The 25,270-nt window shown below is 64.5% G+C and carries 22 protein-coding genes; 8 read left to right on the top strand and 14 right to left on the bottom strand.

What is annotated here, in order from left to right; all coding sequences use genetic code 11:
- Positions 1–26 precede the first annotated feature (26 nt).
- The 5 genes from JQ631_RS00890 to JQ631_RS00870 all read right to left on the bottom strand — a co-directional run bounded on the left by JQ631_RS00890 (position 27) and on the right by JQ631_RS00870 (position 5,639).
- Complete coding sequence (locus tag JQ631_RS00890; protein ID WP_212322963.1) at positions 27–1,997, bottom strand: methyl-accepting chemotaxis protein; 1,971 nt, start codon at positions 1,995–1,997, stop codon at positions 27–29.
- A 211-nt stretch (positions 1,998–2,208) separates the two neighbouring features.
- Positions 2,209–2,475, bottom strand: coding sequence for a DUF6894 family protein (locus JQ631_RS00885; protein ID WP_212322961.1), 267 nt, complete (start codon positions 2,473–2,475; stop codon positions 2,209–2,211).
- 165 nt (positions 2,476–2,640) lie between these two features.
- Positions 2,641–3,249, bottom strand: coding sequence for a hypothetical protein (locus JQ631_RS00880; RefSeq protein WP_212322959.1), 609 nt, complete (start codon positions 3,247–3,249; stop codon positions 2,641–2,643).
- Positions 3,250–3,361: 112 nt separating this feature from the next.
- Positions 3,362–4,348 (bottom strand): acrylyl-CoA reductase (NADPH), encoded by a 987-nt coding sequence (gene acuI / locus JQ631_RS00875; protein ID WP_212322957.1) that lies wholly within the window; start codon positions 4,346–4,348, stop codon positions 3,362–3,364.
- Positions 4,349–4,388: 40 nt separating this feature from the next.
- On the bottom strand, positions 4,389–5,639 hold the full coding sequence (locus tag JQ631_RS00870; protein WP_212322954.1) for an MFS transporter: 1,251 nt from the start codon (positions 5,637–5,639) through the stop codon (positions 4,389–4,391).
- Between the two features lie 334 nt (positions 5,640–5,973).
- Here JQ631_RS00870 and nadA point away from each other — a divergent pair, with 334 nt between their 5' ends.
- The 3 genes from nadA to nadC are packed head-to-tail and all read left to right on the top strand — an operon-like array spanning position 5,974 to position 9,585.
- On the top strand, positions 5,974–7,077 hold the full coding sequence (nadA, locus tag JQ631_RS00865; protein ID WP_212322951.1) for a quinolinate synthase NadA: 1,104 nt from the start codon (positions 5,974–5,976) through the stop codon (positions 7,075–7,077).
- A gap of 9 nt (positions 7,078–7,086) precedes the next feature.
- A complete protein-coding gene (locus JQ631_RS00860) occupies positions 7,087–8,694 on the top strand; it encodes an L-aspartate oxidase (RefSeq protein ID WP_212322949.1) in 1,608 nt (535 codons plus the stop codon).
- Between the two features lie 12 nt (positions 8,695–8,706).
- Positions 8,707–9,585 carry a carboxylating nicotinate-nucleotide diphosphorylase gene (gene nadC, locus JQ631_RS00855; protein WP_212322947.1) on the top strand — a complete coding sequence of 293 codons (879 nt, stop codon included), beginning with the start codon at positions 8,707–8,709 and terminating at the stop codon, positions 9,583–9,585.
- Between the two features lie 6 nt (positions 9,586–9,591).
- On the opposite strand, the gene JQ631_RS00850 is transcribed toward nadC, so the two are convergent.
- The 3 genes from JQ631_RS00850 to JQ631_RS00840 form a co-directional block, all read right to left on the bottom strand.
- Positions 9,592–11,052, bottom strand: a complete 1,461-nt coding sequence (locus JQ631_RS00850) for a cell wall hydrolase (protein ID WP_212322937.1) — start codon at positions 11,050–11,052, stop codon at positions 9,592–9,594.
- 457 nt (positions 11,053–11,509) lie between these two features.
- The gene (gene ppdK, locus JQ631_RS00845) at positions 11,510–14,458 is read right to left on the bottom strand and encodes a pyruvate, phosphate dikinase (protein ID WP_212322934.1); all 2,949 of its coding nucleotides are present in this window, start codon (positions 14,456–14,458) and stop codon (positions 11,510–11,512) included.
- A 96-nt stretch (positions 14,459–14,554) separates the two neighbouring features.
- Entirely contained in the window at positions 14,555–14,710 is a 156-nt protein-coding gene (locus JQ631_RS00840; protein ID WP_007607177.1) for a DUF3096 domain-containing protein, read from the bottom strand.
- Positions 14,711–14,947: 237 nt separating this feature from the next.
- Here JQ631_RS00840 and JQ631_RS00835 point away from each other — a divergent pair, with 237 nt between their 5' ends.
- Complete coding sequence (locus tag JQ631_RS00835; RefSeq protein ID WP_212322919.1) at positions 14,948–15,301, top strand: DUF1236 domain-containing protein; 354 nt, start codon at positions 14,948–14,950, stop codon at positions 15,299–15,301.
- Between the two features lie 228 nt (positions 15,302–15,529).
- Here the strand turns inward: JQ631_RS00835 and glyS are convergent, their stop codons facing one another.
- The 6 genes from glyS to JQ631_RS00805 all read right to left on the bottom strand — a co-directional run bounded on the left by glyS (position 15,530) and on the right by JQ631_RS00805 (position 21,165).
- Positions 15,530–17,629: a glycine--tRNA ligase subunit beta gene (gene glyS, locus JQ631_RS00830; protein WP_212322917.1), complete on the bottom strand. Its 2,100-nt coding sequence runs from the start codon at positions 17,627–17,629 to the stop codon at positions 15,530–15,532.
- Positions 17,629–18,564: a glycine--tRNA ligase subunit alpha gene (locus JQ631_RS00825; protein WP_212322914.1), complete on the bottom strand. Its 936-nt coding sequence runs from the start codon at positions 18,562–18,564 to the stop codon at positions 17,629–17,631. Before JQ631_RS00825 ends, glyS begins: the two co-directional genes overlap by 1 nt.
- A gap of 191 nt (positions 18,565–18,755) precedes the next feature.
- Positions 18,756–18,947, bottom strand: coding sequence for a hypothetical protein (locus JQ631_RS00820; RefSeq protein ID WP_212322911.1), 192 nt, complete (start codon positions 18,945–18,947; stop codon positions 18,756–18,758).
- A 105-nt stretch (positions 18,948–19,052) separates the two neighbouring features.
- Entirely contained in the window at positions 19,053–19,961 is a 909-nt protein-coding gene (locus JQ631_RS00815) for a S49 family peptidase (RefSeq protein WP_212322908.1), read from the bottom strand.
- A 216-nt stretch (positions 19,962–20,177) separates the two neighbouring features.
- Positions 20,178–20,945 (bottom strand): tRNA1(Val) (adenine(37)-N6)-methyltransferase, encoded by a 768-nt coding sequence (locus JQ631_RS00810; RefSeq protein ID WP_212322905.1) that lies wholly within the window; start codon positions 20,943–20,945, stop codon positions 20,178–20,180.
- Positions 20,938–21,165, bottom strand: coding sequence for a putative signal transducing protein (locus JQ631_RS00805; protein ID WP_209966631.1), 228 nt, complete (start codon positions 21,163–21,165; stop codon positions 20,938–20,940). The genes JQ631_RS00810 and JQ631_RS00805 overlap by 8 nt, the downstream gene beginning before the upstream one ends.
- Before the next feature lie 128 nt (positions 21,166–21,293).
- On the opposite strand from JQ631_RS00805, the gene JQ631_RS00800 reads away from it, so the two are divergent.
- From JQ631_RS00800 to JQ631_RS00785, 4 genes are all read left to right on the top strand, one after another.
- Entirely contained in the window at positions 21,294–22,301 is a 1,008-nt protein-coding gene (locus JQ631_RS00800) for a polyprenyl synthetase family protein (RefSeq protein ID WP_212322902.1), read from the top strand.
- A gap of 472 nt (positions 22,302–22,773) precedes the next feature.
- Entirely contained in the window at positions 22,774–23,289 is a 516-nt protein-coding gene (locus JQ631_RS00795) for a winged helix-turn-helix transcriptional regulator (RefSeq protein ID WP_212322900.1), read from the top strand.
- Position 23,290: 1 nt separating this feature from the next.
- On the top strand, positions 23,291–24,553 hold the full coding sequence (gene fabF / locus JQ631_RS00790) for a beta-ketoacyl-ACP synthase II (protein ID WP_212322897.1): 1,263 nt from the start codon (positions 23,291–23,293) through the stop codon (positions 24,551–24,553).
- Positions 24,554–24,597: 44 nt separating this feature from the next.
- Positions 24,598–25,230: a LysE family translocator gene (locus JQ631_RS00785; RefSeq protein ID WP_212322894.1), complete on the top strand. Its 633-nt coding sequence runs from the start codon at positions 24,598–24,600 to the stop codon at positions 25,228–25,230.
- The last annotated feature ends 40 nt before the right edge of the window (positions 25,231–25,270 follow it).

Here is a 25,270-nt window from a genome sequence, read left to right as displayed (position 1 = left end):
GCTTCCCTTTGGAGCGGCTGACCGGCTCAGGCGGCGCGCACCGAATCCAGGAAACGCGCGACCTCGCTCTTCAGACGGTTGCTCTCCTGCGACAGCGACTGCGCGGCCGAATGCACCTGCGCCGAGGCGGCTCCGGTCTCGCCCGCACCGCGCTGGACTTCGCCGATATTGGCCGACACGTCCGAGGTGCCCTGCGCGGCATGCTGGATGTTACGCGAGATTTCCTGGGTGGCGGCGCCCTGCTCCTCGACTGCGGCGGCAATGGTCGAGGAAATCTCCGACATCCGTGCGATGGTGTCGCCGATCTCCTTGATCGCGCCGACGGAGTCCTGCGTCGCGGTCTGGATCGCGCCGATGTGCTGGCTGATCTCGCCGGTTGCCTTCGCGGTCTGCTCGGCCAGCGCCTTCACCTCACTCGCGACCACGGCAAAGCCCCTGCCCGCCTCACCGGCGCGCGCGGCTTCGATCGTGGCGTTGAGCGCAAGGAGATTGGTCTGGCCGGCGATGGTGTTGATGAGATCAACGACGTCGCCGATGCGTCCGGCAGCCTTGGTCAACTCGCCGACGCGCGCGTTGGTGCGCTGCGCCTGCTCGACCGCGATATCGGCAACGCGCGCCGATTCCTGCACCTGACGACTGATCTCGGAGATCGACGACGTCATCTCCTCGCTCGCTGACGACACCGACTGCACGTTGGCGGAGGCTTCCCCCGAAGCCGACGCAACGGAAGTGGCGAGCCCCTTGGAGCGCTCGGCCGCGTGCGTCAGCGTGTTGGACGAGGCTTCGAGTTCGGTTGCCGCCGACGAGACGGTCTCGATGATCTCGCCGACTGCGCCTTCGAAATCATCTGCGAGCCGTTTCATGTCCGATTTGCGTTGGGCACGACGTCGCGTGTCGGCCTCCGCCTGCTCGGCCCGAAGCCTGTCGGCCTCCGTCATGTTGGTCCGGAACACCTCGACCGCGGCCGCCATCTCGCCGATCTCGTCCTTGCGTCCTATGCCAGGAACGGCAATCGAGAGCTCGCCGCGCGCAAGCCGCGTCATGGCATCGACCATGCCGGACAGCGCCTTGGAGATCGAGCGTCCGAGCAGAAAGCCGACCGCGGCGAGAACGACGACGGTTATGCCGAAGGCCATCATCATCCAGAACCGGACGGCTTCGCGGGTCGCAGCTTCGGCGGCGTCGGCCCGCCTGTACATGGCATCGACGGTGGTCCGCACGTCGACCATCACAGGCTCAAGCTCGCGAAACGTCTTCATCATGGCGGCGTCGAGCGCGGAACTTTGTTGTGCGGTCTCGGCCCAGGCGGCGAACTCGGACTGGTATTTCTGGAGCTTGGCCGTAATGTCGTTCATCACCGCCGTCGGGACTGCGACGACCTCGATCGCGTTGGCGAATTCTTCGGCCGCCTTCTTCACCTCGACTATGTATTTGGGATCGCGCTGCAGCATGAAGTTCATTTCGTACCGGCGCATCATCAGCATCCAGCTCGTCGACCTGGGATCGTCGACCTCCTTCAGCTTCGCTTCGATGTCATGCACAGCAGTGCGGAGCGAGTCGGAGAGGCCGAGCGTCTCATTCAGCCCGAGCTTCTTTTCAGCAGCAACCAGCGCGTTGAAATCCGCGGTGTAACGCCTAAAGCTCTCCTGGGCCTGCCTGGTCTTGTCGGACAGGGCGACCATACCGCCGCCCGCCATCAGCCGTTCGATCTCATCGAAATCGCGATTGATCGGCCCGATCAACTCGGCATGCGCCTTGGCGTAACTCTCGTTGTGGCGCTGCTGAAAATTCTTCTCGTTGCGGCGGGCTTCCAGCATCTCGATCGAGAGCTGCTTGTTGAGGTCGGCGATCGCGCGGGCGCGGTTGGCCACCTCACGGGAGGCGTCCTGGGAGAGGCTGCCGATTTCATAGATTGCGCCGAAGGCCACCAAGCCGACGAGACCGAAGAGCCCGATCGCCATCACCTTGTGGGTCAGGCGGATAGGAAGGCCGCTCATGCATGTGCTCCAAAACGTTCAAGACGCAATACAGAGGGGCGATTCAACGCCCCGAAATATTGCGGGATCATGCCTGCGTCGCTTTTCCGGAAGGTTAACCTTGCGCCGCATTCGTTGCGGCGCCGCAATATGCTGGCGCAGCTGCCGCGCGGCGGTTACATGCTGATGTCGTTCTGGGGAATGGCGCGGTCAGGCCGCGGGGCCGCCTTCCTCAACACTCGTCCGCATCTGCGCTTGAGTCGGCGCAACACAGGGTCTCTCCGACAAGACTGATGCGAAAGACCGGCTTCTTGTCGTCGTCGAGCAGCTCCATGCTCCAATTCGCATTCGGCTTCAGGTTGCGCGCGATGCTGCCGAGCAGATTGGCGCAGACCTCGGTCATCTCGGTCCACGCGGCGGCGCGATCCTCGAATTCGTACGGCTGATCGGCAGCGCCGGAATAACGGCCAGTGCTGATGCGGAAGAAATACAGCGACATTTTTGAACCCTTGCATAGGGCCGCCCCCCGGCCGTACCCAAGGCTGGGGCGCCAGTCGCTACCAAGGCATAAAAACCGCACGCCGTATGAATACGGCAGTGCGGCTTCGCGTCCGATGCATTCGTCAAAGGCGGGTAAATTACGCGCCCAGCCTTGCGCCCGAAATCACTCGGTCGAGCGACGCAGCTCGAGCGGACCTTCGTTCTTCGATTCGGATTTGGGTTCGGACCTGACTACCGACTTCACCGGCTCGATCTGGCTGCTCTCGACCCGCGGCGTCTCGACGCGCGCGGCGACCTCGGTGCTCGAAGTATTGACCGAACCGGTCTGCTGAGGTGCCCGCAGCGAACGCGGCCGTGCAACGGCGCGCGCCATCAGCATCTGATTGCCCCCCTGATGGTGGAAGTCGCAATAGGCAAAGCCCATGCCCGAGACCGAACCGCGGAAGCTGCGGTCGTCGGTCTTTTCCAGGTTGAAACAAGGCTCGAACGGAATGCCCTTGATCGAGGCGCACACGCTCTGGCCGCGGATCTGGAGGGTGTTGCCAGGCAGGCGGAGGTGTTTGACCGGACCTGAACCCGAGAATTGCACCGCGCCGGCTGCGCCGAGATCATCGAGGATACGGCCCGCACCGCGGGTGCCGTCGAAACAGGTGAACGCGAACACCTTGCCCGCCACGAAGCGCCGCGCCTCGTCGGCGTTCATGCTTCCTGCAATGGCCGGCGCCAACGTCGCTGCCGCCGTAACAGCCCCCAACACAATACGCGCAAGCATGTTCAACTCCGAACCAACCCCGCAGCGGGCGATGCCTTATCTCTTTACCCGCTGCTTACCATACTAACCAAGGCGACATTGAAGCAGCTTGGTTGGTAAAGTCTGAACGCCGTTAGACAATTTTTACCACGATGCGGCCTCGGACCTGGCCGGCGAGGATTTTCGCACCCCATTCCGGAACTTGGTCGAGCGAAATTTCCGTAATGATTTCAGATAGTTTCGTCCGATCCAGATCGGAGGCCAGGCGCTGCCAGGCGGCTTTTCGCGGCTCGATCGGACACATCACGGAATCGATGCCGAGAAGGCACACCCCACGCAAAATGAAGGGTGCGACAGAAGACGGCAGGTCCATGCCGGCGGCGAGACCGCAGGCGGCGATGGCGCCGCCGTACCTGGTCATCGACAGCAGATTCGCGAGCGTGGTCGAGCCGACGCTGTCGACGCCGCCCGCCCAACGCTCCTTGGCCAGAGGCTTGGCCGGCGCCGACAATTCGTTGCGGTCGATCACCTCGGTGGCGCCAAGGCTCTTCAAGTAGTCGGCCTCGGAGGTGCGGCCGGTCGAGGCGATGACGTGGTAACCGAGCCGGGACAGCACGGCGGTTGCGACCGAGCCGACGCCGCCGGCTGCGCCGGTCACGACCACCGGGCCGCTCTTCGGCGAGACGCCCTGCTTCTCCAGCGCCAGCACGGAGAGCATCGCGGTAAACCCGGCGGTGCCGATCGCCATGGCATCGCGCGCCGACAGGCCCTGCGGCAGCGCGACCAGCCAGTCGCCCTTCACCCGCGCCTTCTCGGCGTAGGCGCCGAGATGGGTCTCGCCCATGCCCCAACCGGTGCAAACGACCTTGTCGCCCGCCTTCCATTGCGGGTGTGATGAGGCTTCGACCGTGCCGGCGAAATCGATGCCGGCGATCATCGGGAAGCGGCGCACCACGGGAGCCTTGCCGGTCAGCGCGAGGCCGTCCTTGTAATTCAGCGTCGACCATTCCACGCGCACGGTGACGTCGCCATCCATCAGTTCGGCTTCGTCGAGCTGCGTAAGCGCAACGGTGGTGCCCTTGTCGGCCTTGTCGATCCGGATCGCCTTGAACGTGGCCACAGCAAACTCCCTGACTTGTTTGACAGGGATGTTTAGCCGATCAGGCAGGCTGCGCAACCGCCCGTGCGACCGGCTTCTCCACGATCGGGAGATTGATCAACGCCGAGAGCACGCCGAACAGGATCGAGAGCCACCAGATCGGCGTATAGGAACCGAACTTCTCGAACACGATGCCACCGAGCCAGACGCCAAGGAAGCCCCCGACCTGATGGCTGACGAACGCGAAGCCATAGAGCGTGGCCAGCCAGCGCGTGCCGAACATCAGGGCCACCAGCGACGAGGTCGGCGGCACGGTCGACAACCAGGTCAGGCCCGACACCGCACCGAATGCGATTGCCGAGAACGGCGTAATCGGGAACGAGATGAAGGCCAACGTCGTCAGCGCACGTGTGAAATAGATGGTGGAGAGGATGTAGCGCTTCGGCAGCGAGTTCTGGAGATATCCGACGCTGAGCGAGCCCATGATGTTGAACAGGCCGATCGCCGCAATCACCCAGCCGCCGGTTTGCGCCGAAATGCCGCGGTCCACCAGGAACGCCGGCAGATGCACGGTGATGAAAGCAAGCTGGAAGCCGCAGGTGAAGAAGCCCAGCACCAGCAGCACATAGGAGCGATGGCCGAAGGCTTCGGCGAGCGCCTTGGTGATGGTTTGCTCATCGGCAGGCGCTGCGCTGGCGGTGCTCGTCACCGGCGGCGTGGAGATCGCCAGCGCGAGTGGGATGATGAGCAGCATCAGGAAGCCGAACACAGTGAGCGTCTGCTGCCAACCAAAATTGTCGATCAGGGCCACGCCGATCGGCGCGAACAGAAATTGGCCGAGCGAGCCCGCCGCGGTGCCCGCGCCCAGCGCGAGGCCACGCTTCTCGGCCGGCAGAAGTTTCGTGAACGCCGACAGCACCAGGTTGAACGAACAGCCGGCTAGACCGAAGCCGACCATCACGCCGGCGCCGATGTTGAGCGACAGCGGCGTCGAGGAGTAGCGCATCAGCAGGAGACCGCCGGCGTAGAGCAGCGCACCGACGCACATCACCCGGTACAGGCCGAAGCGATCTGCGACCGCGCCGGCGAAAGGCTGGCCCAATCCCCACAACAGATTCTGAAAGGCGATGGCGAGGCCAAACACGTCGCGACCCCAGGCGAATTCGTGGCTCATCGGCTGCACGAAGAAGCCCAGCGCAGAGCGCGGGCCAAAGCCGAGCATACCGATCGCACAGCCGCAGAGGATAATGACGGCCGGCGTTCGCCAATTGGACGAACGTGACGGCGCGAATTCGCCCGCTGGGATCGACATGGTGTTCCTCATCCGTCGCTGGCGGTCCCTTCAAATCCTCGACCGCAGCCTAGGCGTTTAATGCAGATGCATGAAAATCCAAAGCCAAAAGTGATTGCGTTCCACGAGGAGCTGGCGCGGGAGCATTGCGTTTCATCGCGGCGCCCTCACGCGGGCGGCTGACTTGACGGGAATGTGTGCAAGGGGCCCTAGCGGTCCCCTCAATGCCGTGATATCTTCGATCTACTCAGACTGAGCATATAGGGCTGACGAAATTCACCCGGCCACTCGGCCGGATTTCTCAGGCTCCATATATACTCAAATTGAGCATATGTAGTTTGCATGGGAGGCTTCGATGCCGATCGCTGGAATTTACGGCCCTGACGATTTTGCCAACCGGCCGCAAGGCCAAACCATCCCCGCCCGATCAGCGCCGGCGCGGGCCGGCTCCGTGCTCACGCGGCCATCCCTGGAATGGAGCAGCGAGGTCGAGCGCGACACCGCTCCGATCTACGACCGCGTCAAGCACGTGATCCCGCCGGTCGAGTGGCCACTGATGGCGCCGACCATTCACGCGATCAACCAGCTGAAGCGGGCGCGCAACGCGGTGATCCTCGCGCACAACTATCAGGCGCCCGAAATCTTTCACGGCGTCGCCGACATTGGCGGCGATTCGCTCCAGCTCGCCGTCGAGGCCACCAAGGTGAAGGCCGACATCATCGTTCAGTGCGGCGTGCACTTCATGGCGGAGACGTCGAAGCTGCTCAATCCCGACAAGACGGTGCTGATCCCGGACTCGCGCGCCGGCTGCTCGCTCGCCGCCAGCATCACGGGAGCCGATGTGCGCCTGCTCCGCGAGAAATTTCCCGGCGTGCCTGTGGTGGCCTATGTCAACACCTCGGCGGAGGTGAAGGCCGAGGTCGACATCTGCTGCACCTCGTCGAATGCGGTGCAGGTGGTGGAGAGCCTTGGCGCGCCAAGCGTGATCTTCCTGCCCGACCGTTACCTTGCGACCTACGTCGCCTCGAAGACAGATGTGAAGATCATCGCCTGGAAGGGCGCCTGCGAAGTGCACGAGCGCTTCACCGGCGAGGAGCTGCGCGCCTTCCGCGACGCCGATCCTTCCGTGCAGATCATCGCGCATCCCGAATGTCCGCCCGACGTGCTGGCCGAGGCGGATTTCACCGGTTCGACCGCGCACATGATCAACTGGGTGCGTGAGAAGCGACCACGTCGGCTGGTGATGATCACGGAATGCTCGATGGCCGATAATGTGCGCGCCGAGCTGCCTGACGTCGAGATGCTGCGTCCCTGCAATCTCTGCCCGCACATGAAGCGCATCACGCTGTCCAATATCCTGGAAAGCCTGCTGACGCTCAGTGAGGAAGTCACGATCGATCCGACGCTTGCGGAGCGCGCGCGACGATCGGTCGAGCGGATGATCAATTTGAAGAACTGAGAGCGTGACATGACAGACAACATCCACAACCTCACCCGCTCCACCGACGACGTCGTCATCGTCGGCGGCGGCCTTGCCGGATTGTTCTGCGCGTTGAAACTCGCGCCGCGACCGGTGACGCTGATCTCGGCCGCGCCGCTCGGACAGGGCGCTTCGTCCGCGTGGGCGCAAGGCGGCATCGCCGCCGCAGTCGCCGAAGGCGACAGTCCCGAAGCCCACGCGGCCGATACCATCGCGGTCGGCGGCGGCATCGTCGATGAGGCCGTTGCACTCGGGATCGCGCGCGAGGCTGGCCTTCGGATTCACGATCTGCTCGCCTATGGCGTGCCGTTCGACCGCGATCTCGAAGGGCGACTTGCGGTGGGCCGCGAAGCGGCGCATTCCGCCCGGCGGATCGTCCACGTTCGCGGCGACGGCGCGGGCGCGGCGATCATCGCCGCCCTCAGCGAGGCCGTACGCCGCACGCCGTCGATCCGGCTGGTCGAAGGCTTTGTTGCCGAAGCGCTACTGACCGAGGACGGTGCGGTTACCGGCCTTCAACTGCGCGAGGCCGGAAACTTTGCGGCGCGCCCAGTGATGATCGCCTCGCGCGCGATCGTGTTTGCGACCGGCGGCATCGGCCGTCTCTATGCAGTCACCACCAATCCGGCCGAGGCTAACGGATCGGGCCTTGCGATCGCCGCGCGCGCCGGTGCCGTGATTGCCGATCCGGAGTTCGTGCAGTTCCACCCGACTGCGATGATGGTCGGTCGCGATCCCTCACCGCTCGCAACCGAGGCGCTGCGCGGCGAAGGCGCGACGCTGCTCAACGCGAGAGGCGAGCGCTTCATGACGGCGCTTCATCCGCTCGCCGAGCTGGCACCCCGCGACATCGTGGCTCGCGGCGTCTTCGCCGAGATCACGGCAGGGCGCGGTGCCTTCCTCGATGCGCGGCAAGCGCTGGGGGCGCGCTTCGCGGACAAATTCCCGACGGTGTATGCAAGCTGCATCGCCGCCGGCATCGATCCGGCGACGCAAGCCATCCCAATCGCGCCGGCCGTGCACTATCACATGGGCGGCATTGCCGTGGACGCAGGGGGGCGCAGCTCGATCGACGGGCTTTGGGCCGGCGGCGAGGTGTCGTCGACCGGCATGCATGGCGCGAACCGGCTCGCCTCGAACTCGCTGCTGGAAGCCGTGGTCTATGCCGCGCGTATCGCCGACGACATCGCAGGTCGCGCGATCCCCTCGCCTGCCCATCTCCCCGAGGCGCTGGTGACACCGCGCAACGGCGCGCCGGATGCGAGCGTGGTGAAGCGGCTGCGGGCGATGACGAGCGCAAATGTCGGTGTGATCCGCGAGCGCGACGGGCTTGCGGAAGCCGTTCGCAGCTTTGCTGCGATCGAGCACACGGCCACAAACACTGCGGTTCGCAACATGGCAACAGCGGCGCTGCTCCTGGCGGCCTCCGCCTGGAGCCGGCGCGAGAGCCGCGGCGCTCATTGCCGCACCGACTATCCGTCGGAGGTTCCCGCGCCCGCGCAGCGAACGATGACGACACTCGCCGAAGCGCACGAGATTGCGCACGGCCTCACTGAGCATTCAACACCGCGCCCCGCGCAATCCATGATCGCCTGAACGGAGCTTCTCATGATCACCCCGACCTCCCTGCTCTATCCCGACGCCTTCCTTTCCCAGCTGGCCATCAATGATGCCGTGCATCGCGCACTCGACGAGGATCTCGGCCGTGCCGGTGATATCACCTCGTTTGCGACGATCCCGGAAGCGACCAAGGCGCAGGCCATCCTGGTTGCGCGCCAGTCTGGTGTCATCGCCGGCCTACCGCTGGCGCTGGCGACGCTGCAAAAGCTCTCGCCCGACATCGAGGTGCGCGCATCCATCCGCGATGCCGCACGCGTGGTTCGCGGGCAACAGGTGTTGACGATCTCAGGACCGGCGCGTGCCATTCTCACGGCAGAGCGAACCGCACTGAATTTCATCGGCCGGTTGTCCGGCATCGCCACGCTCACCGCCGACTATGTCGCGCGCACCGACGGCACCAAGATGCGGATCTGCTGCACGCGGAAGACCACGCCGGGACTGCGCGCGCTGGAGAAATATGCGGTGCGTTGCGGCGGCGGTTTCAACCACCGCTTCGGCCTCGACGACGCGATCCTGATCAAGGACAACCACATCGCAGTCGCTGGCGGCATTCGCCCCGTGCTGGAGCGTGCCCGCGCGCATGCCGGCCACCTCGTCAAGATCGAGATCGAGGTCGATACGCTGGCACAGCTGCGCGAGGTACTCGCCACCGGCCTCGCCGAAGCAGTGCTGCTCGACAACATGGACATCGCGACGCTGCGCGAGGCCGTCAGAATGACGGAAGGTCGCTTGAAACTGGAAGCCTCCGGCGGTGTCACGCCGGACTCGATTGCCGCGATCGCGGCGACGGGCGTCGACTACGCCTCGTCAGGCGCGCTGACGCATTCGGCGCCGAACTTCGACTGTGCGCTGGATATCGCGGCTTGATGCGGACTACCGCCGCTCGGTCACGCCCATCTCGGCGGAGCTCTTGGCCTCTTGGACGAGTTCGGCCGAGAGCGCGGCGGTCTGCGCCGGTGTGCCCCAGCTCGGCTCCTCGCTGCCGTCGCCCCAGTTGCGCGGCCGGTAGAAGGTGTGCACGCCGGTCTTGTACATCTTCTTCATCTCGGCGACCCAGGACGGACGCACCCAATAGGCATGGTAGTGCGTCGACTTGCCGACCTCGGGCAGCCAGATCTGGCCGTCGAGCATCGCCTTCGAGATTTTTTTGGCGCGGTCCCACATCTCGGGCTCGCGGATCACGTCCGGATTGTTGTCGCAGGCGAAGGTGAACTGGCAAGCAAAGTGCCGGTACTTGTTCTGGTAGACCACGCCGCACACGGTGTCGGGATATTTGCCCGAAAACACGCGATTCATCACGACCTGCGCGACCGCAATCTGGCCACGCACGGCCTCGCCGCGGGACTCGAAATAGACGGCCTCGGCGAGGCACTTTTCTGACTTCGCGCGTGACTTCTCGTCGAGCGCCAGCCGCTCGGCCGGCGATTTGGAGCGCTGGTTGTCGGCGTTGACCTCGCCCTTCGGCGCCACGCTCTCGCCGCTCTCGGTCGCGTTTCCGACGTCCTCACTCGGCGGTGACAGCGAGGCCAGCTTCATGTCGGGATCGGGCATCACGATCAGCGGTTCGGCACCGGGCTGCCAGCTCTCGATGCTCTCGGCGGCGCCGCCGAGGGAGGAACTGCCGAAAAACAGGTTCGAAGTCTTCACGCTGAAAGGATCGCGCGGCGGGGCCGCGACCGTCGCCTGCTTCAGCGCGTTGAGCGGCTGCGCGGCCAAGGACAGCGCGTTGTCGTCGGCTTTCGGCGGATTTGTATATTGAGCCAATGGCGGCGCACGCATCGCTTCCTGAAGCTCGGGATCGAGCGCTGCGGCGGACTCCGGCGACATCGCCTGCGGCTGCGCGACAGGCAGCTCGGCAGTTTTGGCGCCAAATACGGAGCTGTTGGAGGTCGCGGGATCTCGCTGCGGGGGCGCGGCAGCCGGCGCACCCGTCTCAGGCGTCGGCGCGGGCGTCACGGTGGCAAGACGGTCGCCCTTCAGCGCGCGATCGACCTTGGGAAAATCGGAGGCCTGGTAACGCGTCGGCGCCTGGAGCACATGGTTACGCGGGATAGAGCCGGTGACGTCGCGGCCATCGAGGCTTGCGAGGCGAACCATCGCGCTCTGCGGCACGGAGGTCCCGATCGGGCGCGAGAAACTGTAGGTAGCGAGCTGAATGGACGAAGCGGCAGAGAACACCTGCTTCTGCCAGCGCTCGGCGACGCCGGGCTGACGCGCCAGCAGCGAGCCTATGTCCTGATATCCGGTCTCTCGTGGCATCAATGCGAAGACCAGGAGACCGATTCCGAAGGACGCGAACCGCGCGCCCTTCGGATGGTTACGCAACACTGACATCGATACGCTCACGCTACGCTTACGCCAGTCCTCGATCGAACCCAGTACATCCGTGCAATTCGATCTTTATCGTGAGTATCTAATTTAGGTTGCCGGGGCGTTAATCGGCGTTGCGCTGCCGACACACACAAGCGGTGTCAGGTGTTTTCACAGGGCAATGCTGCGCGTTGGTAAATGCCGGCTCATGTGAAGCGGTAAACAATCGGTCAATGCGAATGGTGAAGAAACTCTTGCACGTGCGTATCATTACGGGACGCGCGCGGTTCCAGTGTTATGGGGACGCACTTCCAAGATCCCGTCATTGCGAGCGCAACGAAGCAATCCAGGTTCTGTCCGCGGCGACAGTCTGGATTGCTTCGCAAGGGCTCCTCGCAATGACGAGCGGAGAGAGCATCCTCCCAAATGAAAAGAGGCGGGGCTTGCCCCCGCCTCTCTCAATTCAATCGTGCATTTCGTCTTATGCCTGGCTCGCAATCGCCTTGCCGAGCGCGGCTTGCGCGGCGGCGAGCCGCGCGATCGGCACGCGGTAGGGCGAGCACGAGACATAGTCGAGACCGACATTGTGGCAGAAGGCGACGGAGGCCGGGTCGCCGCCGTGCTCGCCGCAGATGCCCATCTTGAGCTTCGGGCGAGCCTTGCGACCGCGCGTGACGCCGATCTTGACGAGTTCGCCGACGCCTTCCTGGTCGAGCGAGATGAAGGGATCGATCGAGAGAATGCCCTTCGTCACGTAGGGACCGAGGAAGCTCGCCGCGTCGTCGCGGCTGATGCCGTAGGTCGTCTGGGTCAGATCGTTGGTGCCGAACGAGAAGAATTCGGCACTCTCGGCGATCTCCTCCGCGAGCAGACAGGCGCGCGGCAGCTCGATCATGGTGCCGACCTGATAGACAAGCTTGGTGTTGGTGTCGCGCATCACCGCCTTGGCGGTGGAGTCGATGCGTGCCTTGACGAGATCAAGCTCGGCCTTGGTCGCGATCAGCGGCACCATCACCTCGAGGCCGACGGCCTTGCCGGTGCGCTTCTCGGCCTCTACGGCAGCCTCGAAGATCGCGCGGGCCTGCATCTCGGCGATTTCAGGATAGGCGATCGCGATGCGGCAGCCACGGAAGCCGAGCATCGGATTGAACTCCGACAGCTCGCGCGCACGATCGGCCAGACGCCGCGGATCGGTGTTCATGGCGCGCGCCACTTCCTCGACCTCGGCATGGGTGTGCGGCAGGAACTCGTGCAGCGGCGGATCGAGCAGGCGGATCGTGACGGGCAGGCCCTTCATGATCTCGAACAGCTCGACGAAGTCGGCGCGCTGCATCGGCAGCAGCTTGGCGAGCGCCGCACGACGCGACTGTTCGTCCTCGGAGAGGATCATCTCGCGCACCGTGCGGATGCGCGTCTCCTCGAAGAACATGTGCTCGGTGCGGCAGAGACCGATGCCCTCGGCGCCGAACTTGATGGCGGTGCGGGCATCGTCCGGCGTGTCGCCGTTGACGCGTACACCGATCTTGCGGACCTGGTCGGCCCAGTTCATCAGCGTGCCGAACTCGCCGGAGAGCTCCGGCTCGATCATCGGCATGCGGCCGGCCAGCACCTGGCCGAGCGAGCCGTCGATGGTGATGACGTCACCGGCCTTGAAGGTGCGCGAGCCGATGCTCATGGTACCGCGGCCGTAATCGACACGGATGGTGCCGCAGCCGGAGACGCAGGGCTTGCCCATGCCGCGCGCGACAACAGCGGCGTGCGAGGTCATGCCGCCGCGCGTGGTCAGGATGCCTTCGGCGGCGTGCATGCCATGGATGTCCTCGGGGCTGGTCTCGATGCGGACCAGAATGACCTTGCGTCCGTCGCCCTGGAGCTTGGCCGCTTCATCCGAGGAGAACACGATCTCGCCGGAGGCGGCGCCGGGCGAAGCCGGCAGGCCGGTCGCGATCACGTCGCGCTTGGCGTCGGGATCGATGGTCGGATGCAGGAGCTGGTCGAGCGAGGCGGGATCGATCCGCGTCACCGCTTCCTTCTTGGTGATCAGGCCCTCATTGGCGAGCTCGACCGCGATACGCAGCGCCGCCTTCGCGGTGCGCTTGCCGCCGCGGGTCTGGAGCATCCAAAGCTTGCCCTGCTCGACCGTGAACTCCATGTCCTGCATGTCGCGGTAGTGCTTCTCGAGCTGCGTGTAGATTCGCGTCAGCTCCTTGAAGGCCTCCGGCATCGCCGCTTCCATCGATGCCTTGTCGGAGCCCGATTCCTTGCGCGCCTCCTCGGTGATGTCCTGCGGCGTGCGAATGCCCGCCACCACGTCCTCACCTTGCGCGTTGATCAGGAATTCGCCGTAGAGCTTGCTCTCACCGGTCGAGGGGTTGCGGGTGAAGGCAACGCCGGTCGCCGAGGTCTCGCCCATGTTGCCGAACACCATGGCCTGCACGTTGACCGCGGTGCCCCAGGATTCCGGAATGTCGTGCAGCTTGCGGTACGTCATCGCGCGCGCGTTCATCCAGGACGAAAACACAGCGCCGACCGCGCCCCAGAGCTGGTCATGCGGATCCTGCGGAAAATCCTTGCCGGTCTCGCGGGCGACCGCGTCCTTGTACTTGCCGACCAGATCGACCCAATCCTCGGCGGTGAGGTCGGTGTCGAGGGTGTAGCCCTGGCCGTCCTTGAAGGTGTCGAGGATTTCCTCGAAATGATGATGCTCGAAGCCGAGCACCACGTCGGAGTACATGGTGATGAAGCGACGATAGCTGTCATAGGCGAAGCGACGATCGCCCGAGAGCTCCGACAGCGCTTCCACGGTCTGGTCGTTGAGACCGAGATTGAGCACGGTGTCCATCATGCCCGGCATCGAAGCGCGCGCGCCGGAGCGAACGGAGACGAGCAGCGGATTCTTGGTGTCGCCGAACACCTTGCCGGTCAACTTGCCGACATACTGCAGCGCTTTCTCAACCTGCGACTGCAATTCCTTCGGATAGGATTTGTCGTGGGCGTAGAAATACGTGCAAACCGAGGTCGGGATGGTGAAGCCCGGAGGCACCGGCAGGCCGAGATTGGCCATCTCGGCAAGGTTCGCGCCCTTGCCGCCGAGCAGGTCGCGCATTTCCGAGCGGCCCTCGGCCTTGCCGTCGCCGAAGGTGAAGACCCATTTGCCGGCCGGGATCTTGGCGGGAGCGCTCTTGGCCGGCGCAGCCTTCGCGGCGACCTTCGGCGCGGCCTGCTTGGTCGCGGCCTTCGCAGCCGGCTTCGAGACTGGCTTGGCAGCGGCCTTGGCTGCGGGCTTCGCAAGGGCTTTGGCGACCGGCTTAGGCGCGCTCTTCACGGCGCTTTTGGGAAGCGCTTTCCGGGCCGCCGGCGCGGCTTTCGCCTTGGCGGAGGACTTTGATTTCGCTGCAGTTTTATTAGGCTTCGAGGCGGCTTTGGCCATAGCTTGCACACAACCTGCGAGAGGAACGGGAAATTGCGGGCCTTACACCATTTTGGGCGGGCCCGCGCAAGTCGAAGAGTTCCGGAAAATGAAGGCCTAGAGATGGAGCCACTTCAACAAACCGAGCCCGATCGCTCCATTGACGATGAGAAAGATCGCCACGATCAGATTCAGCAGGCGCGGCATGATCAGAATGAGCACACCCGCGAGCAAGGACAGGATCGGCGAGATGTGGGCGACGGTGATGTGCATGGATTGTCTTTCCGAGCGTTGAGGCGAATCGCCGGCGGATCATAGCGGACCGGGTTCCGCGGGTAGAGACGCGCTAGGATCGCGCGAGTTCCCCGCTTCGCGAAAACTGCCCGAAATTGCCGCGTATGCGGCAGGGCTTTTTTCGGAACATCGCACGCGACGCAGCATTGGCAACCGGTCGCGCCACTGGCGCGTCCCGTAAAACCACGTCGCAAAAGCACGTCGAAGGAGTTGCCCATGCGGAACAGGATTCTTGCCCTAGCAGCGCTCGCGGCCGCGATCGGCTCGCCCGTCGCAGCGCAGGCGCAAACCGGGATCACGGTGGGACGCGCGCCCGTCGTGGTCGATAGCGGCCCGACGATTGCGGTCGAGCAGCGGCCGGCTTTTCGTGACTATGTCATCGAGCAGCGGGTGCCGGCCTTCCATGTCCCGGACAGGGTCGTCGTCGGCAGCACGTTACCTGAAACCGGCATCACCTATTATGACGTGCCGCAACGTTTCGGCGCCACGACCTATCGCTACACCGTCGTGAACGGCGAAACGGTGCTGGTCGAGCCGCGCTCGCGGCGCATCGTCGAGGTGATGAACTAGAGCTCTCGACTGGATGTCCGTCGCGCCATTTCAATCAGGCTGGCGCGAGCAGTGTAATCGGACATCAGGCCCTGCCCGGTCTTCCCCCCGCCGGGCGGGGCTTTTTTGTTGAGCTCTCTCAACATCGTCATGGCCGAGCTTGTCCCGGCCATCTACGCCGCGCCAAGAACGTGGATGCCCGGGACGAGCCCGGGCATGACGGCGTTGGGTAAGGCAGCGACCGCGCGATCAATCCTGGATCTTCGAGAAGTCCGCGACCGCACGCGTCGCGTTGCGTATTTCGCTCAGCAGCTTCAACCGGTTCTCGCGCACCTTGGCATCGTCGTCGTTGACGCGGACCTTGTCGAAGAACGCATCGACCGGCGGACGCAGCTTTGCCATCGCACTCATGGCAGCAGCGAAGTCTTCCTTGGCGACGGCAGCGCCTGCTTCCGCCTTCACCTCGCCGATCGCCTTGGCCAGCGCTTTCTCTTCGTCGAGGTTGTAGAGCGCAGCATCCGGCGCACCATCGAAGGTGCGTTTGTCCTTCTTCTCTTCGATCGCGAGGATGTTGCTGGCGCGCTTGGTGCCGGCGAGCAGGTTCTTGCCATCGTCGCTCTCAAGGAATTTGCCCAGCGCCTCAACGCGACGAACGATCATCAACAGATCATCCTGGCCGCCGAGCGCGAACACGGCATCGACGAGATCGTGGCGCGCGCCCTGTTCCCGGAGTTGCACCTTGAGGCGATCCGCGAAGAAGGCGAGCAGATCGCTCGGAAGCTTCTGCGCATCGGCAGCCTTCACCGACAGACCTGAAAGCGCGGACGCAGCCACCTTCATCAGCGACAGACGTAGCGCATTCTCGGCGATCAAACGAATGACACCCAGCGCCGCGCGGCGCAGCGCATACGGATCCTTGCTGCCTGTCGGCTTCTCGTCGATGGCCCAGAAGCCGACAAGCGTATCGAGCTTGTCGGCAAGTGCCACCGCAACGCTGACCGGATCGGTCGGCACGCGATCGGCAGGCCCCTGCGGCTTGTAGTGCTCCTCGCAGGCTGCGGCGACGGAAGCGTCCTCGCCTTGGGCCAGCGCGTAGTACTTGCCCATCAGTCCCTGTACTTCAGGGAATTCGCCGACGACTTCGGTCAGCAGATCAGCCTTCGCCAGATGCGCGGCGCGCGTTGCCTTGGTGACGTCGGCGCCGACCAATGGCGCGATCTCCGCGGCTAGGCGTTCGATGCGCTTGATGCGCGCGGCCTGGGTGCCGAGTTTCTCGTGGAACACGATCTGCTCGAACTTCGGCAAACGATCCTCGAGCTTCGTCTTGAGATCGGTCTCATAGAAGAACTTTGCATCCGACAGCCGCGGACGGATCACCCGCTCGTTGCCTGACACGATGACCTTGCCGCCGTCGGTCGCCTCGATATTGGCAGTGAGAACGAACTTGTTGGTCAGCTTGCCAGTCTTGGGATCCCTGACCACAAAACATTTCTGGTTGTTGCGGATGGTGGCGCGGATCACTTCGTCCGGGATCTTGAGATATTCCGCTTCGAACGATCCCATCATGACGACGGGCCATTCGACGAGGTCCGAGACCTCGTCCAGCAGCACCTGATCCTCGACCAGCTCAAAACCTTGCGCAAACGTCAATTCCTTGGCGTCGGCGAAGATGATGTCCTTGCGCGCTTGCGGATCGAGGATGACTTTTGCAGCCTTCAGCTTCGCTTCGTAATCCTCGAAGCGGCGCACGCTGATCGCGCTCGGTGCCATGAACCGATGGCCGTAAGTGGTCTGTCCGGTCTCGATGCCGTCGACCTCGAATTTCACGACATCGGGCTCTTCGGTCTCCGGCCCGAAAGTCGCGATGATCGCATGCAACGGACGCACCCAGCTCAACGAGCCGGGCTTGCCGGAGCGCGCGCCCCAACGCATCGATTTCGGCCAGGGGAAGGTGCGGATGATGACGGGCAGGATTTCCGCGAGCACGTCGATCGCGTCACGTCCGGCCTTCTCGATCAGCGCGATATAGAAATCGCCCTTCGGGTCGCGCTGGATCTTTGCCTCATCCAGCGACTTTAACCCGGTCGCTTTCAGGAAGCCCTGCACGGCCGCATCGGGCCCGCCGACTTTCGGTCCGCGACGTTCGGTCTTCAGGTCAGGCTGGCGCGCGGGAATGCCGTGCACGGTGAGCGCAAGACGGCGCGGCGTCGCGAAGGCTTTCGCACCTTCGTAGACCAGGCCTTCGGCAACGAGCTTCTCGGTGACGAGACGGCGCAGATCGTCGGCCGCCTTGGCCTGCATCCGCGCGGGAATTTCTTCCGAGAACAGTTCAAGCAAAAGATCGGGCATTAGGCCGCTCCGCCCGCTTCGGTATGGATCCAGGCATCGCCGCAGGCCTTGGCCAGCTCGCGCACGCGAAGAATGTAGCTCTGCCGCTCGGTCACCGAGATCACGCCGCGCGCGTCGAGCAGGTTGAAGACGTGGCTCGCCTTGATGCACTGGTCGTAAGCCGGCAGCGCCATCAGATGCGCCTCGCGCTTGTCATCCTTCCAGCCCGCGTCGAGATATTTCCGGCAGGCCGCTTCAGCCATCTTGAATTGCTCGAACAGCATCGCGGTGTCGGCGACTTCGAAATTGTGCTTCGAATATTCCCGCTCGGCCTGCAGGAAGACGTCGCCATACGTGACCTTGGCATCGCCGTCGCGGCCGTTGAAGTTGAGGTCGTAGACGCGATCGACGCCCTGCACATACATCGCGAGCCGCTCGAGCCCGTAGGTGAGCTCGCCTGCAACCGGCGCGCACTCGACGCCGGCGACCTGCTGGAAATAGGTGAACTGGCTGACTTCCATGCCGTCGCACCAGCACTCCCAGCCGAGGCCCCAGGCGCCCAGCGTCGGGCTCTCCCAGTCGTCCTCGACGAAACGGATGTCGTGTACGGCGGCATCGATTCCGATCGCGGCGAGCGACTTCAGGTACAGTTCCTGAAGGTTCGGCGGCGACGGCTTCATGATCACCTGGAACTGGTAGTAGTGCTGCATCCGGTTCGGATTCTCGCCGTAGCGGCCGTCCTTGGGCCGGCGCGAGGGCTGCACATAGGCGGCGTTCCAGGGCTTGGGCCCAAGCGCGCGCAGCGTGGTCGCCGGATGGAAGGTGCCCGCGCCCATCTCCATGTCGTAGGGCTGCAGGATCACGCAGCCCTGCTCGGCCCAGAACCGCTGGAGCGCGAGGATGAAGCCCTGGAACGAGCGTTCCGGGCGCATATGGGCGGGCAATGAGGCGTCCATCGTCAGATCAGGCTCTCGCGGGGGGTTTTGAATCGCGCGGGACCGTATCGACGGCGGGGGTGGGAATCAAGGTAAAGGGGGCGGTTTCGGGCTGGTCTCCGTCATGCCCGGGCTTGTCCCGGGCATCCACGTTCTTCATGCGGCAACGCGTGGGTGGCCGGGACAAGCCCGGCCATGACGAATAGCGGCGGCTATCCCGGCTTATACGCCCCCGTCACGGGGTCACGCTTCAGCGTCTGGATGGTCCCCATCGGGGCGGCCTCGGCGACGCGCGACAGGCGCATCTCCTCCAGCTCCTGGTTGACCCGGAGTGCGGTTTTGTACGCCCAGCGGACCACAGCAAGCCCGCCCAAGACGCCCGCGAATGCAACGAACGGCGGCATCGGTCGATCCTTGTCTCATGCTCAGCCCCCACGTGCATATTCGCGCAGTCCGGGCTGCGCTGCAATTGGCTCAGTCCGGACCAAATGGCGCGGGAGGGCCTCCGCCTAGAACCCGAATTTCGCCCAAATCGCCCGCGTTTCAACCGCCGAGATCAGCTCATCCGGCAGGCTGGCCATTGATTCCATGGCCGAAAGCTGGCTCGCGCCAGGCGATTTCCGCCCCAACAGGCCGGACAGCAGCCCGGTCGGCTGCGCAATCACGGGGGTGAGAACCTTCTCGCCATAGCGGGCACGAAGAGTTGAGCGGATATCGCCAATGCCGTCGGCGAGCCCGAGTGCGATCGACGTCTCGCCGGCCCAGTACTCGCCGGTGAACAGGGTCTCGTCGGCGCCCTTGAGCCGCGCGCCCCGGCTCTCCTTCACCAGCCCGATGAAGATCTGGTGGATCTCGCGCTGAAGCGCCTTCAGCTTGGCAACGTCGTCAGGGTTTTCCGGCAGGAACGGATCGAGCATCGCCTTGTGCGCACCGGCCGTATACAGCCGCCGCTCGATGCCGAGCCGCTTGATCGCCTCCTGGAAGCCGAAGCTGCCGCCGACCACGCCGATCGAGCCGAGGATCGAGGACGGATCGCAAAAGATCTCGTCGCCGGCGCAGGCGATCATGTAGCCGCCGGAGGCCGCAACGTCCTCGACGAACACCAGCACCGGCAGCTTCTTCTCGGCCGCGAGTTGCTTGATGCGCAGATAGATCTGGCGCGACTGCACCGGCGAGCCGCCGGGCGAATTGATCACCAACGCCACCGCCTTGGCGTTCCGGTATGCGAACGCCCGCTCCAGCACCCGCGCGACGCCCGCGAGCGACATGCCCGGACGCAGCGGCGTCACCGCGCCGATGACGCCTGACAGCCGCACAACCGGCACGACCGCCGTGCCCGGCCGGAAACGTGCTGGCAGATATTGCAAGAGCTTGTCGGCCAGGCCGGAATTTTCGCGATCGTTCAATTGTTCGGCCATGACCTTACCTCTGGTTAATCATTCTTTATCACGCGACTGTCATTGCTGGTGCCTGGAACGTGTTTTGCAGAATCCCAGCCGGGAGATTGCAATAGGGCAGCGGAGGAAATGCCATGAAGATCTATCTGCTGTTGATGCTGATCGGCGCGCTCTTCACGGCGATTCGCTTTACGTCCCAGCCGGAGCAGCAGTCGGAATCGCTTCCCCAGTAAGCTGTCACGGCTCCGCCAGCGGCAAGACCGCTCTCCCCTCCAGAATATTCCTGACCTCTTTTTTGGGCGCGCGTGCCTCATCGTTGAGCATGAGGCACGGCAGCAATCGCAGCGGCGCCCGCCCGCCTTTGATGGCGCGCACCAGCACACGGATCGCAGGCCGTCCCGCCTCGCCATGAACCGGCAGGACCGACACGCTGCCGAAGCCACGCGACAGCGCTGCCAGGACGTCCGCAATGCCATCCGCGCGCCAGATCAACGTCAGCACGCCGTTCGATCGAAGAATGCGCCGCGCGGCATGCACCCAGGCATGCAGCGTCTCCCCGGTCGCCACGTGCGCGGTGTGGCGCGCCTGATCCGGCGAGCCGCGGTGTCGCGCGGGGTCGTTGAAGGGCGGGTTCATCAACACGCAGTCCGCGCTGTCGGGCACGAGCCCATATGCCGCAAAAGCCTGCGCGTCCGCCGTGACGTCCAGCACGATGGCGTCGGCCGCGATCGCATTCGCCGCCGCATTGGCGCGCGCGAGGTCGGCCAGTTCCGGATCGATCTCGACCATGCTGAGGTTGATGCCGGTAACACGCCGGGCGAGCGCCAGGCCGGCGGTACCGATACCGGCACCAAAATCGACCACGCGGTCACCTGCGCGAGCGTCCGTGGCTGCCGCGAGCAGGATGGCGTCGTGCCCGGCGCGGTGGCCGGATCGCTTCTGTCTCAGGCGCAGTTGCCCGCCGAGAAAGGCGTCCTCGGTGAGATCTGTGACGACGTCAATCATCGCCGCGCAATTCGTGGCTGAGACCAGCCTCGGTCAGGAGCGCCCTCGCCTCGATGGCGTCGTCCTCGTGGACCAGGATTCGCCGCGGCAGGACGCCAAGCGAGCCTTCGATGATGCTCATGTTCTGGTCCAGCACCAGATGGTGGATGTTGGCGCCGTCGAGCAGCGCGCCGATCGCCGACACCAGCACGATATCGTTGGTCCGAACCAGTTCACGCAAACGAGCCTCCCGCCTGAAAGGGATTAAGGGCAAATGTCAATGGTTCCACAGGCCTTGCCGCATCCCCGTCCAGTTTCTATTGTCTTCCCATCAGAATAGCCCCTCCGGGGCAAATATTGGAGACCGGCGTGGCCGTCATCGTACCTTTCGAAACCCCCGGCGCGTCGATCGAACAGCTGGTTGCCCTTGTCGCCGGTGACATGGAGCGCGTCAACGCCACGATCCTGTCGCGGACCGGATCCGATGTGACCATGATCCCGGAGGTCGCCAACCATCTGATCTCCTCAGGCGGCAAGCGGCTGCGGCCGATGCTGACGCTCGCGATGGCCAACCTGGCGGGCTACACCGGCGACGGCCACATCAAGCTGGCTGCCTCGGTCGAGTTCATGCATACTGCTACGCTCCTGCACGACGACGTCGTCGACGAGAGCGAGATGCGTCGCGGCAAGCTGTCGGCGCGCATGCTCTGGGGCAATGAGGCCAGCGTGCTGGTCGGCGACTTCCTGCTGGGCCAGGCCTTCCGCATGATGGTCGAGGTCGGCTCGCTGCGCGCGCTCGACATCCTCTCCGCGGCCGCCGCCACCATCGCCGAAGGCGAGGTGATGCAACTTGCCGCTGCCAAGAACACCGCAACCACCGAGGACGAATATCTCGCCGTGATCCGCGGCAAGACCGCCGAGCTGTTCGCGGCCGCCTGCGAGGTCGGCCCCGTGATCGCCAACCGCCCGAAGGCGGAGCAGACCGCCTGCCGTTCGGTCGGCATGAATCTCGGCATCGCCTTCCAGCTCGTCGACGACGTGCTCGACTATGGCGGCAAGAGCGCAAAGCTCGGCAAGAACACCGGCGACGATTTCCGCGAGGGCAAGATCACGCTGCCAGTCGTGCTCGCGTTTCGCCGCGGCAACGACACCGAACGCGCCTTCTGGATCCGCGCACTCGAGCGCGGCGAGATCGACGACACCGACCTCGATCACGCCATCGGCCTGATGAACAAGCACCGCGCACTCGAGGACACGCTGAGCCGCGCCCAGCACTACGGCGCCATGGCGGTCGACGCGCTGGCGCTGTTCCCGTCCTCGCCGATGAAGAGCGCGCTGGAGCAGGTGGTGGCGTTCTGCCTGGCACGGTCGCATTAAGGCTTTCGCGGTTCGCGTGCGCTGCCATACCGATTACTCGGTGTCGTCCAGGCGAAGGCCGGGACCGATAGTGCTTGATCCGTCGAGAGGCGACGCTGTCAGTATCGTGGGAAGACTGATAGCGACCAATCTTCGCCAATCTAATCCCTATGGTTATGGGTCCCGGCCTTCGCCGGGACGACAGCGGTGAGTTAGGTCCCAACTGCCTCCTCATCGTCATTGCGAGCGCAGCGAAGCAATCCAGCATCCCTCCGCGAAACAGTTTGGATTGCTTCGCCGCGCTCGCAATGACCGAGTGTGACGCGCCGACATCATTCAAAGGCTCACATTTGAAATAGCTGCGGCGGCTTTGATCACCGCCACAACTCTCGTCATAACTCCAGCCTCGGACTCTTCACTAACTCTCCCACCCACATCAGCCCCATCCGCCTAGTAGCTTGCATTTTGCAAGTTACTCTCCTACCTTTGCTCCATGCAGCCCAAATCTCCCTCGATCCTGGAATGCCCGGTCGGCCGCGCCGTAGAGACCGTCGGCGAGTGGTGGAGCATATTGATTCTGCGCGATGCGTTTCAGGGCTCGAGCCGGTTTGACGAGTTCGAGCGCAATCTCTCCATTGCGCCGAACATCCTCTCGCGCCGCCTGGCCCATCTCACCAAGTCCGGCATGTTCATTCGGCGTCGCTACAACGAGCGGCCGCCGCGCTTCGAATATGTGCTGACGGACAAGGCACGCGACTTCTTCCCCGTGATCGCCACGCTGCTCGCCTGGGGCAACAAGCATCTCGCACCGAAGGGCGAAGCCATCCTGCTGGCGAACCGGGACGATCGTCGTCCGCTCGATCCGGTCGTGGTCGATGCCTCCGATCGGCAGCCGATCACGCTCGCCAATGCGGTGGTGATCGCCGGCCCCGGCGCGAGCCGTCTGATGCGGCGGCGCCTGACCTCGCTCAAAGCCATGAACCCGGCCGTCGCGCCGGCGGGAGACTGACATGCGTCGTATCGTCGTGACGGGAATGGGCGCGGTGTCGCCGCTCGGCTGTGGTGTCGAGACGTCCTGGCGCCGGCTGCTCTTCGGTCAAAGCGGACTGCGCCCACTGCCCCAATGGGCGCAGGCCTTGCCTGCGCGTATCGCCGGCCTCGTGCCGGACAAGGCCGATGACGCCGATGGCGGCTTCGACCCGGCGGAGGCCGCTGCGCCAAAAGATCAGCGCAAGATGGACCGCTTCATCCTGTTCGCATTGCTCGCCACCGCAGAGGCCGTCGCACAGGCTAAATGGGCGCCCCAGGATGCGGCATCGCAGGAACGGACCGCGACGATCATCGGCTCCGGCGTCGGTGGTTTCCCGGCCATGGCGGAGGCCGTGCGCATCACCGAGCAGCGCGGACCGCGCCGGCTGTCGCCGTTCACGATCCCCTCGTTCCTCGCCAATCTTGCGGCCGGCCACGTCTCCATCAAATACGGTTACAAGGGCGCACTGGGCACGCCGGTCACGGCCTGTGCCGCCGGCGTACAGGCGATTGGCGACGCCGCGCGCATGATCCGCGCGAGCGAGGCCGACGTCGCGATCTGCGGCGGCGCCGAGGCGTGCATCGATCTCGTCAGCCTCGGCGGCTTTGCCGCGGCGCGGGCGCTGTCGAGCGGCTTCAACGACGAACCCGCCCGCGCCTCTCGCCCGTTCGATCGCCACCGCGACGGCTTTGTCATGGGCGAAGGCGCCGGCATTCTGGTAGTCGAGGAGTTGGAACATGCGCTCGCGCGTGGCGCGACTCCGATCGCAGAGATCGTTGGTTACGGCACGACGGCGGATGCCTATCACATGACGTCGGGACCGCCCGACGGCGATGGTGCCCGCCGCGCCATGGAGATCGCGTTACGACAGGCGAACCTTGCTCCCGCTGATTTGCAGCACCTCAACGCGCATGCAACCTCGACTCCGGCTGGCGACGAGAGCGAGCTCGGCGCCATCGGAGCGCTGTTCGGCCGCAACAAGTCCATCGCGGTCAGCGCGACCAAATCGGCCACCGGGCATCTGCTTGGCGCTGCCGGCGGGCTGGAAGCGATCTTCACGGTGCTCGCGCTGCGCGACCAGGTCGCGCCGCCGACGCTCAACTTCGAAAACCCAGACGCGAGCGCCGATGGTATCGACATTGTCGCAGGCAGCGCGCGGCCCATGCCGATGCAGCATGCGATCTCGAACGGCTTCGGCTTCGGTGGCGTGAATGCCAGTGCGATCTTCCGCCGCATGGGCTGAACGACCGGCCTTGCAATCGCGGCGCACCGCGCTACGAAAACAGGATGATGGACACGAATTTCTGGCTGTTCCTCGGCGCAGCTCTCATCATTGCCACCGTCCCCGGCCCCGGCATCTTCTACGTCGCGGCGCGAACCTTGTCGGAGGGGCGCGCCAGCGGCTTTGCATCGACCGCGGGAACGGCGCTGGGCGGCTTGGTCCACGTGGTCGCGGGCAGCCTCGGCATCTCCGCGATCATCCTGGCTAGTGCGGAACTGTTTGCGGCCGTCAAATTCGTCGGCGCGCTGTATCTCGTCTGGCTCGGCATCAAGACCTTTCGCAGTGCCGGCCGGACGCTATCACTCGAGAGCGAACCCGTCGGCGACGCCAGCGCATTCCGCGACGGCGTGCTGGTCGAGGCGTTGAACCCGAAGACTGCGGCATTCTTCCTCGCCTTCATTCCGCAATTCCTCGATCCTGCGGGGGCGAGCCCTACGCTGCAATTCATGCTCTTTGGCGCCATCTCCGTGACGCTGAACACGCTGGCCGATGTCGCGGTGGTGCTGATGGCGTCGGCAACGCGGACGCAGCTGATCGGACGACCGCTTCTGATGCGCCGCCTCACGCAAGGCTCCGGTGTCTTCATCGCAGGCCTCGGCCTCTCGCTCGCGCTGGCGCGGCGGCCGGTGCAGGGGTAGCGCGCGTCGTTCATGTCAAAAAAGGGGCCGAAGCCCCTTT

This window comes from Bradyrhizobium manausense (assembly GCF_018131105.1).
In the GTDB taxonomy this organism is placed as follows: Bacteria; Pseudomonadota; Alphaproteobacteria; order Rhizobiales; family Xanthobacteraceae; genus Bradyrhizobium; species Bradyrhizobium manausense_B.
Note: the sequence above shows the minus strand (reverse complement) of the source record. Positions and strands in the feature narration are given on the sequence as shown.

Coding starts and splice junctions, on each gene's coding strand:
- JQ631_RS00890 (WP_212322963.1), bottom strand. CDS start 1,997: ATGAGCGGCCTTCCTATCCGCCTGACCCACAAGGTGATGGCGATCGGG.
- JQ631_RS00885 (WP_212322961.1), bottom strand. CDS start 2,475: ATGTCGCTGTATTTCTTCCGCATCAGCACTGGCCGTTATTCCGGCGCT.
- JQ631_RS00880 (WP_212322959.1), bottom strand. CDS start 3,249: ATGCTTGCGCGTATTGTGTTGGGGGCTGTTACGGCGGCAGCGACGTTG.
- JQ631_RS00870 (WP_212322954.1), bottom strand. CDS start 5,639: ATGTCGATCCCAGCGGGCGAATTCGCGCCGTCACGTTCGTCCAATTGG.
- nadA (WP_212322951.1), top strand. CDS start 5,974: ATGCCGATCGCTGGAATTTACGGCCCTGACGATTTTGCCAACCGGCCG.
- JQ631_RS00860 (WP_212322949.1), top strand. CDS start 7,087: ATGACAGACAACATCCACAACCTCACCCGCTCCACCGACGACGTCGTC.
- nadC (WP_212322947.1), top strand. CDS start 8,707: ATGATCACCCCGACCTCCCTGCTCTATCCCGACGCCTTCCTTTCCCAG.
- JQ631_RS00850 (WP_212322937.1), bottom strand. CDS start 11,052: ATGTCAGTGTTGCGTAACCATCCGAAGGGCGCGCGGTTCGCGTCCTTC.
- ppdK (WP_212322934.1), bottom strand. CDS start 14,458: ATGGCCAAAGCCGCCTCGAAGCCTAATAAAACTGCAGCGAAATCAAAG.
- JQ631_RS00840 (WP_007607177.1), bottom strand. CDS start 14,710: ATGCACATCACCGTCGCCCACATCTCGCCGATCCTGTCCTTGCTCGCG.
- JQ631_RS00835 (WP_212322919.1), top strand. CDS start 14,948: ATGCGGAACAGGATTCTTGCCCTAGCAGCGCTCGCGGCCGCGATCGGC.
- glyS (WP_212322917.1), bottom strand. CDS start 17,629: ATGCCCGATCTTTTGCTTGAACTGTTCTCGGAAGAAATTCCCGCGCGG.
- JQ631_RS00825 (WP_212322914.1), bottom strand. CDS start 18,564: ATGGACGCCTCATTGCCCGCCCATATGCGCCCGGAACGCTCGTTCCAG.
- JQ631_RS00820 (WP_212322911.1), bottom strand. CDS start 18,947: ATGCCGCCGTTCGTTGCATTCGCGGGCGTCTTGGGCGGGCTTGCTGTG.
- JQ631_RS00815 (WP_212322908.1), bottom strand. CDS start 19,961: ATGGCCGAACAATTGAACGATCGCGAAAATTCCGGCCTGGCCGACAAG.
- JQ631_RS00810 (WP_212322905.1), bottom strand. CDS start 20,945: ATGATTGACGTCGTCACAGATCTCACCGAGGACGCCTTTCTCGGCGGG.
- JQ631_RS00795 (WP_212322900.1), top strand. CDS start 22,774: ATGCAGCCCAAATCTCCCTCGATCCTGGAATGCCCGGTCGGCCGCGCC.
- fabF (WP_212322897.1), top strand. CDS start 23,291: ATGCGTCGTATCGTCGTGACGGGAATGGGCGCGGTGTCGCCGCTCGGC.
- JQ631_RS00785 (WP_212322894.1), top strand. CDS start 24,598: ATGATGGACACGAATTTCTGGCTGTTCCTCGGCGCAGCTCTCATCATT.